The organism is Aerococcus sp. HMSC10H05, from assembly GCF_001806975.1.
In the GTDB taxonomy this organism is placed as follows: Bacteria; Bacillota; Bacilli; order Lactobacillales; family Aerococcaceae; genus Aerococcus; species Aerococcus viridans_B.
This window is the reverse complement of record NZ_KV786973.1, coordinates 1-9,515: the sequence shown is the minus strand read 5'-3', so window position 1 is coordinate 9,515 and position 9,515 is coordinate 1. Positions and strand designations below refer to the sequence as shown.

At 39.3% G+C, this 9,515-nt stretch carries 6 protein-coding genes; all 6 read right to left on the bottom strand.

Features of this window, described 5'->3' with window-relative positions:
• Positions 1-50: 50 nt before the first annotated feature.
• The 6 genes from gatB to HMPREF3116_RS03520 all read right to left on the bottom strand — a co-directional run bounded on the left by gatB (position 51) and on the right by HMPREF3116_RS03520 (position 9,336).
• A complete protein-coding gene (gene gatB / locus HMPREF3116_RS03545) occupies positions 51-1,478 on the bottom strand; it encodes an Asp-tRNA(Asn)/Glu-tRNA(Gln) amidotransferase subunit GatB (protein ID WP_070467824.1) in 1,428 nt (475 codons plus the stop codon).
• 15 nt (positions 1,479-1,493) lie between these two features.
• Positions 1,494-2,948, bottom strand: a complete 1,455-nt coding sequence (gene gatA / locus HMPREF3116_RS03540; RefSeq protein ID WP_070467823.1) for an Asp-tRNA(Asn)/Glu-tRNA(Gln) amidotransferase subunit GatA — start codon at positions 2,946-2,948, stop codon at positions 1,494-1,496.
• On the bottom strand, positions 2,948-3,253 hold the full coding sequence (gene gatC / locus HMPREF3116_RS03535; protein WP_070467822.1) for an Asp-tRNA(Asn)/Glu-tRNA(Gln) amidotransferase subunit GatC: 306 nt from the start codon (positions 3,251-3,253) through the stop codon (positions 2,948-2,950). The genes gatA and gatC overlap by 1 nt, the downstream gene beginning before the upstream one ends.
• 289 nt (positions 3,254-3,542) lie before the next feature.
• Positions 3,543-4,670 carry a CamS family sex pheromone protein gene (locus tag HMPREF3116_RS03530; RefSeq protein WP_168125783.1) on the bottom strand — a complete coding sequence of 376 codons (1,128 nt, stop codon included), beginning with the start codon at positions 4,668-4,670 and terminating at the stop codon, positions 3,543-3,545.
• A gap of 73 nt (positions 4,671-4,743) precedes the next feature.
• Positions 4,744-6,756, bottom strand: a complete 2,013-nt coding sequence (ligA, locus tag HMPREF3116_RS03525) for an NAD-dependent DNA ligase LigA (RefSeq protein WP_070467820.1) — start codon at positions 6,754-6,756, stop codon at positions 4,744-4,746.
• A 33-nt stretch (positions 6,757-6,789) separates the two neighbouring features.
• Positions 6,790-9,336 (bottom strand): UvrD-helicase domain-containing protein, encoded by a 2,547-nt coding sequence (locus HMPREF3116_RS03520; protein ID WP_371440303.1) that lies wholly within the window; start codon positions 9,334-9,336, stop codon positions 6,790-6,792.
• Positions 9,337-9,515 lie beyond the last annotated feature (179 nt).

Here is a 9,515-nt window from a genome sequence, read left to right as displayed (position 1 = left end):
TTTGGTCACCAACACTATTTGACACAGAACCTGTTTTCTTTTGTTCAGAATTAGCGTTTATCTAATTCTTCCGTTAATAATTGGTTCACAACTTGTGGGTTCGCTTGACCTTTCGTTGCTTTCATAATTTGACCAACTAAGAAACCAGTTGCTTTCTTCTTACCAGCTTTATAGTCGTCAATTGATTGTTGGTTGTTATCAAGGACTTCAGTGATCAATGGTAACAATTGTGCTGGATCAGATAATTGAACTAACCCTTCAGCTTCAACAACCTCTTTAGCAGAACCACCTTTGTCCGCTAATAGCTTGAATACTTTTTTCGCTTGCTTGCTTGAGATCGTACCATCTTCAATTAAGCCAATCATTTCCGCTAATGATTCTGGCGTTAAACCAATTTGGTCTAGATCTTTTTCATTATCGTTCATGTAAGCATTCACTTCACCCATTAACCAGTTAGATGCTTGTTTCGGATCAGCGCCAGCTTTCACTGCAGCATCAAAGAAATCAGACATTTCTAAGGTTTGAGTCAAGATTTGCGCATCATATTCAGGTAATTCGTAAGTATCGACATAACGTTTACGACGATCAGCCGGCATTTCTGGCAAGCTCGCTTGAATTTCCGCTAACCAAGCATCAGAAACCGTAAATGGCGGTAAGTCTGGTTCTGGGAAGTAGCGGTAGTCAGCTGCACCTTCTTTTACACGCATTAATTGTGTTTTACCAGTACTTTCATCATAACGACGAGTTGCTTGTTCAATCACGCCACCAGCATTTAATACTTGTGCTTGGCGTTTTTCTTCGTACGCTAAACCTTTACGAACATAGTTGAATGAGTTTAAGTTTTTCAATTCGTTTTTAGTACCAAATTCTTTTTGGCCATAAGGACGTAAAGAAATATTGGCATCACAACGCATTGAACCTTCTTCCATTTTTACATCAGAAACCCCAGTAAAACGGATGATTTCGCGGATTTTTTCCAAGTAAGCATATGCTTCTTCTGGTGAGCGCATATCTGCTTCAGATACGATTTCTAATAATGGTGTTCCTTGGCGGTTTAAGTCAACTAATGAGTCGCCAGCACCGTGGATGTTTTTACCGGCATCTTCTTCTAAGTGAAGACGTTCGATGCGGATTTTTTTCGTTTCACCATTCACTTCGATTTCAATCCAACCATTTTCACCTATAGGTTGCCATAACTGAGTAGTTTGGAAAGCTTTTGGATTATCCGGGTAGAAGTAGTTTTTACGGTCGAAGTGTTGTACTGGATTAATTTCACAGTTTAATGCTAAAGCGGCTTTAATAGCGAATTCAATCCCACGACGGTTCATTTTTGGTAGGACACCTGGATAACCGAAGTCAATAACGTTTGTATTGGTATTAGGTTCTGCTCCAAAGTATGCGGCAGATGGAGAGAACATTTTTGATTCTGTTTTTAATTCGACATGGACCTCAAGTCCAATGACTGTTTCGTAATTCATGTAATTTCCTCCCTCTTACTCTGCTGGATGTTTAGTATAAGCGTCGTTTACTTGTTCAACAGCATAAGCTGCGCGGTAAATCTTTTCTTCTTCGAAACGGTTACCGATAATTTGTAAACCAATTGGTAGACCTTTGTCGTCAAAACCAACAGGCATTGATAAACCAGGTAATCCAGCTAAGTTTACAGGAACTGTTAATAAGTCAGCAATGTACATTTCGATTGGATCATCATTTTTCTCACCTAGTTTAAAGGCAGTTCCAGTAGTTACTGGTGATACGATTAAATCAACTTCTGAGAAGATTTTATCAAATGCTTCTTTAATTAACATACGTACTTTAGCTGCTTTCATGAAGTATTCATCGAAGTTTTCTGATGCGATAGAGAAAGTACCGGTCATCAAACGACGTTTTACTTCATCACCAAAACCTTCAGTTCTTGTATTGACATACAATTCTTCTAGGTCATTGAAGTCTTCTGCACGGTAACCATAGCGGATACCATCGTAGCGTTGTAAGTTTGAAGATGCTTCTGCAGAAGCGATGATATAGTAAACTGGAATACCATATTTTAAGTTTTCGAAGCTAATCTCTTTAACAGTTGCACCAGCATTTTCTAATTGCTTGATGGAAGCACGGACTTGCGCTTTCACTTGGTCATCCACTGATTCGCCGAAGAACTCTACCGGTACACCAACAGTTAAACCTTGAACCCCATCTTTCATAGAAGCTACATAGTTAGGTACTTCAATATTTGCAGAAGTTGAATCATTGTCATCATAACCAGCAATTGCTTCTAACATAATGGCATTATCTTCAACAGTACGTGTCATAGGACCAACTTGGTCTAGTGATGAAGCAAAAGAAATGACACCCCAACGTGATACACGACCATAAGTAGGTTTCATACCTACAATACCGTTGTATGCTGCTGGTTGACGGATTGAACCACCTGTATCGGTACCTAATGTTGCAATCACTTGACCAGCTGCAACTGCAGCCGCTGAACCACCTGAAGAACCACCTGGTACACGGTCTGTGTCAAATGGGTTGCGAACTGGGCCAAAGTAAGAAGTTTCATTAGAACCACCCATGGCGAATTCATCCATGTTTAATTTAGCAATATTAATCGCACCTGCTGCAGCTAATTTTTCAGTAACTGTTGCATCATAAATTGGTACAAAGTCCGCTAACATCTTAGATGCTGCTGTGGTTGTAACACCATTTGTTAAAATATTGTCTTTTAATCCAATCGGAATCCCTTGTAATGGACGGTCTGAGGAGTAACCTTTTTCATCAGATACCTTAGCTTTTGCTAGCGCATTTTCTTCGTCTAAAGTGATCACAGCGTTAATAACGTCATTTTCTGCTTTTATACGGCGGATAGCTTCTTCCACTAGTTCAACAGATGTCACTTGGCCTGCCACTAATTTCTCATTTAAAGAGCGAATTGTATCTGTAAATTTTTCCATTAAGCGTCGCCTCCATCTGTATCAATAATTGATGGTACTTCGATAAAGCCATCGACTGTTGTTTTGGCGTTGATAAATAATTCATCACGCGTTTGCATTTTTACAACTTTATCTTCGCGCATCACATTTTCAAAATCGACTGCCCAAAACATAGGCGTTACATCTGTAGTATCGACTTCTTGTAATTTTTCGGTCATATTTAAAATATTTCCAAATTCTTCAGTAAAGTGATCGACTTCTTGGTCTTCCACTTTGAATTTAGCTAATTTAGCAATCCGTTTAACTTCTTCTTCAGAAATTGACATAACGGGTTCCTCCTTCATTCTTCAGCTTAGTTTTCGCCTTATTTTACCTGTTTCATTTTAGCACAAACCGCTCAAGTCAACAATGTTAATTAAGGTTACATGAGTAGATTTTTGTATTTTTAATCTTTTATCTTAAGAATAGCTTACAAATACGAATAGACAAGCTCTTTCACTGAAACTTGCCTATTGTTCTGCCTATTTTTTCTATTACTATCAGCTAGCAAACAAGTACCAACCCCTTTTTGATCATGAGAAAAAGAGGTAGTTATGTTATAAAATATTACATATCTCAATCCACTAATATATAGTTGAAGGTGTCTGAGTCTTTATCTCTCGTCAATAGGGCCCGTACACCGTCAGCTGTCACCACTTGAATTTGAATCTCAATATTGTTGTTGAATACTGAGCTAGCGGTTGAAATAGCTTGCTGAGACAAGGCAATGACTTCACTATAACCATCAAACTGACTATTGATCACGATATTAACGCTTTGTTGTTCATTATCTTGATAGTAACCTACCCCTGATAACCCTGATAATTGTGGATAAAATGATTGGATTTGGTCACGGAAACGGGTGAAGGATACAGTATCTTCTTCTTTTGGTGCGTCATCTACATCATAGACAACAAAGTCTTGGTTATAAGTTGACCAGTCACCAAAAGAGTCTCCACTTGAAGAAACAGCATCTGTTTTGAAAGTACCGCCTCCTAAGTCACCTGACTCCTCATTTTCAAAAATAGCCACATGAATTGGTGTATCGGCATAAGCTTCATCTTGACGGATATTACTTACAATAGTTTCCGCCATTTGTTTCCCTTGCTCGATACGTTCTTCAGATGGAATTTCAACTTCTTTTGTCTCTGATCCTGAGTTAAAGGTATCCGAATAGTTCATCCCCAAACCGATTGAAATACCAGCTATTTTACCATTTTCGTCCACAAAATCATATTCCATAATCGCGTTCAAATATCGAGGTTCATAGCCATCTAAAGTTTCGGAGAGTGAGTCAGTTGGATTTAATCCTTCTGGGTTGTCATCAGATTTTGCTTTTAAGAAGGCGATTGTTTTCTCTTCGCCAAGCACTTGTCCTTCTTGAATTGAATAGTCCTCTGTTGAGAAGATATTCTTCGCCAAGTCGTATAGCCCTCGCTCTAGATTCTCCGAATTGGCTTGTGAGGATGTTCCTGCAGTTATACCAGCACCAGAATTGACTTGGTAAGTACCGTCATTAATATATGATGGATAATATTCTGTTGATAATTGATCTGTTTTAGTTTGTTGTTCTTCACTATTAGATGAAGTTTGGCTGGCTGATCCTGCTGACTCGGTTGAATCCGCTTGGTCATTTTGGCAGGCTGCTAGGGCCAAGGTCGCCACCAATAATATAGATAAGGTTTTGAATTTTTTGATTTTCAATACGACATTCCCTTTCTTAACTTGGTTTTCTCCCCAATCACAAGTTCCCATTTTCTTCTATTGGTCTATTATATTATAACTTGTCAACCATGTCTTGTTCAGAAAATATGGTGATGCCTAAGCTCTCTGCTTTGGTTAATTTTGACCCAGCATCTTCCCCTGCAATGAGTATATCGGTTTTTTTAGAAACAGAACCCGTTACATTACCACCTAAATTTTCAATGGCTTTTTTAGCTTCTGGTCTTGTATATGCTGACAATTTTCCTGTTAGCACAACGGTTTTACCAGCCCAGAAGGAATCGATCGTATCCACTTCTGCTTTAATTGGACCCTTGTAGGTCATATTGACCCCATTATCCACTAGCGCTTCAATCGTTTCTTTGGCACCATCTGTAGCAAAAAAGGCCACTATAGAATCCGCAATAGTTTCGCCAATGCCTTCAATACTGGTAAAGTCCGAAATATCTTTGGTCATAATCTCTTGCATACTTGGGTAAACTTCGGCAATTTGACGAGCTGCTTTAGCCCCGACATGACGAATACCTAAACCAAATAACAAACGTTCTAGGGAATTCGCTTTAGAATCTTCAATCGCTTGGATAATATTATCCGATGCCTTGTCGCCAATTTTATCTAAGGCCATTAACTGGTCTTTTTTCACTTGGTAAAGGTCTGCTGGACTATGAACATCTGCCTTATCATACATTTGTTCAAGAACACTTGGCCCTACACCAGTAATATTCATGGCGTTACGAGACACAAAATGGTATAGCTTTTCTTTCGCCTGAGCTGGACAAGCTGGGTTCACACATCGTAAAGCTACTTCATCTTCTAGATGGATTAACTCACTATGACAAACCGGACAAGTTGTTGGTTTAGGATAAGCTTGTGAATCTTCTTTGCGTTTATCTAATACAACCGTCACCACTTCTGGAATAATATCTCCAGCTTTATGGATAATCACTGTATCATTTAAACGAATATCCTTAGCTTCAATCAGGTCCATATTATGCAAACTAGCTCGTTGAACGGTTGATCCGTCTAGTAACACGGGATCCATCATAGCAGTTGGTGTAACAACACCTGTTCTACCTACTGTCCATTCAATATCACGAATCGTAGTTTCAACTTCTTCAGCTTGAAACTTGTAAGCTATAGCCCATTTAGGTGCTTTTACTGTATAACCTAACGTCTCTTGGTCAGCAAAATCATCCACTTTTATAACGATGCCGTCGATGCCGTATGACAATTCATGGCGTTTCGCTGTCATCTCTTCGATATAAGCTTGAATTTCTTCAAATGTTTCACAAACTCTCGTCAGAGGATTTATCCGTAAGCCATAGTCAGGGAAATATTTAAATAGGTCTTGTTGGCTTCTAATCGGCAATTGGTCAGAAAAGACACCTGAATATAAGAATATATTTAAATTTCTACCTGCTGTGACTTTTGAATCTAGCTGACGAATTGAACCAGCGGCTGAATTACGTGGGTTGGCAAAGGTTGGTAACCCCGCTTCTTCACGCTTTTCATTTAAAGCTAAAAAAGCATCCTTTGGCATATAGATTTCACCGCGAACTTCAATATCTATGTCTTGGCGTAATTTCATAGGGACAGATTTAATTGTACGAACATTGTTGGTAATATCCTCACCAACAACCCCATCTCCACGAGTAGCTGCTCTGACATAGCGACCATTCTCATATTGAATGGCCACTGATAAACCGTCAATTTTCAACTCACATACAAACTGTACCTGGTCTCCAATACTTTTCTTGGCATCCGCTACGAATTTAGCTACCTCTTCAAAATTAAAAGCGTTAGCTAATGACATCATCGGTTGTGAATGGGTTACTTTGGTGAATGCTTCACTGACGACATCACCCACTCGTTGTGTAGGCGATTCTGCTTGGATGAAAGTTGGATATTTTGTTTCCAAATCCTGTAACTCACGGTAAAGTTTATCGTACTCGGTATCCGAAATACTTGGATTATCTAAGGCATAGTATTGGTAGGCATAATCATTCAACTGATGGGTTAAGGTTTCAATGCGTGCAACATCAATACTTTGTTGGTCATCCTTGGTCATCGTTCAATCTCCTTTTATTCCGTGATTTTTTCTTTATGCTTGCTTTTGAATTGGTGCAAAAGCAGATAATAGTCGCTTAATACCTTGATTTGGGAAAGCAATATCTAACTCTTGTTCGTTGCCGGATCCTTGAACCTTAACAACAGTCCCTACACCCCATTTTTTGTGGACGGCTTTATCGCCAATCGCCCAAGTAACTGGACCATCTACTGTTTCGATATCTTTATTGCCATTCACGGGATCAAATACTGACCGTTTCGCTTCTTTTTTTCGGTCATAGTAGGACTTGGCGTTCGCCTTTTCATAGGTGTTAGTCGTTCTTCTTTGTTTGCTACCGTAAGTTGACGCAAAGTTTGTTGAATTACCAAAGGTAGATCCTGTATGATGTCCGAAGGGTAAATCCGCTTGACCACTAGGTTGGAAAACAGATCGTTCGTTTTCACTGTCATCTAGTAATGCATCATCAATTTCTTTGATAAACCTTGAAACAGGATTAGACTGGTATTTCCCATAAAGTAAGCGGGATAATGAGTTAGTTAAATATAATTTTTGTTCAGCCCGAGTAATCCCTACATAAGCTAGTCGCCGTTCTTCTTCAAGTTCAGATTCTTCCTTAGCGGCGCGCGCTAATGGGAACATCCCTTCTTCCATGCCAATGATGAAAACAACTGGGAATTCTAGCCCTTTAGCTGCATGCAAGGTCATCAAAGTTAATTCCCCTTGTTGGTCCAATTGTTGGCTATCCAAGTCAGAAACCAATGATAAGTCTGTAATAAAGCCCATTAAAGCATCATCTTCGGCTGGATTGGTATCCATTACACTATCTAGTTCTGCCTGAATGCCTTCTAAGTCAAATAAATTAAAGGTGCCATCTGGATTTAGTGGGGTATTTTCTTGGTTAGGGGCAGCTTGGTTCAGGCTTGCATCTTGTAAGTCTACTGGACGGTCTGCCTCTTCTTGCGCTTCAATCTGCGCTGCTTGTTCCCGTTCTTCCCGTTCAGCTTCCCAACGTTTATCAAATTCTTGCGTAACCGAGATAAACTCATGAATATTGTCAATTCGTGCGTCAGCTTCCAATGTTTTTTGTTTTTCCAAATCTTTTAGGTAGCCTGTTTTTTCTAAAACTTCTTCTACCAAGTCTTGGATAGGTAAGAAGGCCCGTTGTGCTTCTAGATTGGCCATCATCTTGCTGAAAGCTTTTAAATTCGTCGCACCTTTACCTGTAATTGGCGAATGGTCTACTAGTGAGGCCGCCTGTAGAAGAGAAATCCCCTGTTGGCTGGCAAATGTATTTAATTTATCCAAGGTTCCTGGGCCAATACCACGCTTTGGTACATTAATAATTCGGGTAAAAGATAGGTTATCCAATGGATTAGCAAGTAAGCGTAGGTATGCGAGTATATCTTTAATTTCTTTACGGTCGTAGAATTTTAGTCCGCCAACGATTCGGTAAGGCATGTTGGCCTTTACCAAATTTTCCTCCATTACACGAGACTGGGCGTTGGTTCTATAAAGAATAGCAAAGTCTCCGTAGTTGAGCTGTTGATTTTGAATAGTCGCTTTAATTTTACTGATAACGTAGTTTGACTCATCACGCTCATTTTGAGCACGGTAATAGGAAATTAATTCGCCTTTATCGTTGTCTGTCCATAGCGTCTTGTCTTTACGATAAGTATTTTGATTAATCACATTATTGGCCGCCTGCAAAATATTTTTTGTCGACCGGTAATTTTGTTCTAGTAGGATTGTGGTTGCGTTTGGATAATCTTTTTCAAAGTTCAAGATATTTTCCATATTAGCACCACGCCACCCGTAAATCGACTGGTCAGCATCCCCTACTACACACACATTATAAAAGTAACCACCTAAGTGTTTAACCAATTTATATTGGGCTTCGTTAGTATCTTGATATTCATCTACATGAATATAATGAAATTTTTGTTGGTAGTATTTCAAAATATCTGGCTGTTGGTCAAATAATTTAACAGTATACATAATTAAATCGTCAAAATCAAAAGATTGCGCTGCCTGAAGGCCTTTTTGGTAGCGTTCGTATACATCTGCCACCACATCCTCTATATACCCTGTATAATTTTTTCGATAATCATCTGGCAGCATTAAGTTATTTTTCGCATCAGAAATACGCCCTAGTAACATTTTATAAGAGAATTTATCCTTATCTAAGTTTAACTCTTTTATAATACGTTTGATCAGCGTTTGTTGTTCTGATGGATCAGCGATAGTAAAGGACCGGGTAAAACCAATTGCCTCAGCCTCTCTTCTTAAAATACGTACACACATAGCGTGAAAAGTAGAAACCCACATATCATTGGCATCCGGACCTACCAAAGCTGAAACCCGTTCTTTCATTTCCTTAGCGGCCTTATTCGTAAAAGTGATCGCTAGAATATTCCAAGGATTCACCTCTTTTTCACTTAAAATATAGGCCATGCGGTGCGTCAAAACACGTGTTTTCCCACTACCAGCACCTGCCATAATTAATAGCGGCCCTTCGGTATGCTCAACAGCTGCCTTTTGTCGATCATTAAGCCCCTTAGTAAACTGATTCAATGCCATCATTAGGCCACCTTCCCGTATAGTTTCACTGATAAGCATACCATTTATAGAACACCTGTTCAACGAAAACAAGGTGTGACACAAACCGGTAGAAATGAACCGTTGGAAGATTAGTGTAGTAACTGACGCAGTCAGTTACAAACTAATCTGAAACGCAGTCATTTCTGGTTTGTAGAACCCGA

Coding starts and splice junctions, on each gene's coding strand:
- HMPREF3116_RS03520 (WP_371440303.1), bottom strand. CDS start 9,336: ATGATGGCATTGAATCAGTTTACTAAGGGGCTTAATGATCGACAAAAG.
- ligA (WP_070467820.1), bottom strand. CDS start 6,756: ATGACCAAGGATGACCAACAAAGTATTGATGTTGCACGCATTGAAACC.
- gatA (WP_070467823.1), bottom strand. CDS start 2,948: ATGGAAAAATTTACAGATACAATTCGCTCTTTAAATGAGAAATTAGTG.
- gatC (WP_070467822.1), bottom strand. CDS start 3,253: ATGTCAATTTCTGAAGAAGAAGTTAAACGGATTGCTAAATTAGCTAAA.
- gatB (WP_070467824.1), bottom strand. CDS start 1,478: ATGAATTACGAAACAGTCATTGGACTTGAGGTCCATGTCGAATTAAAA.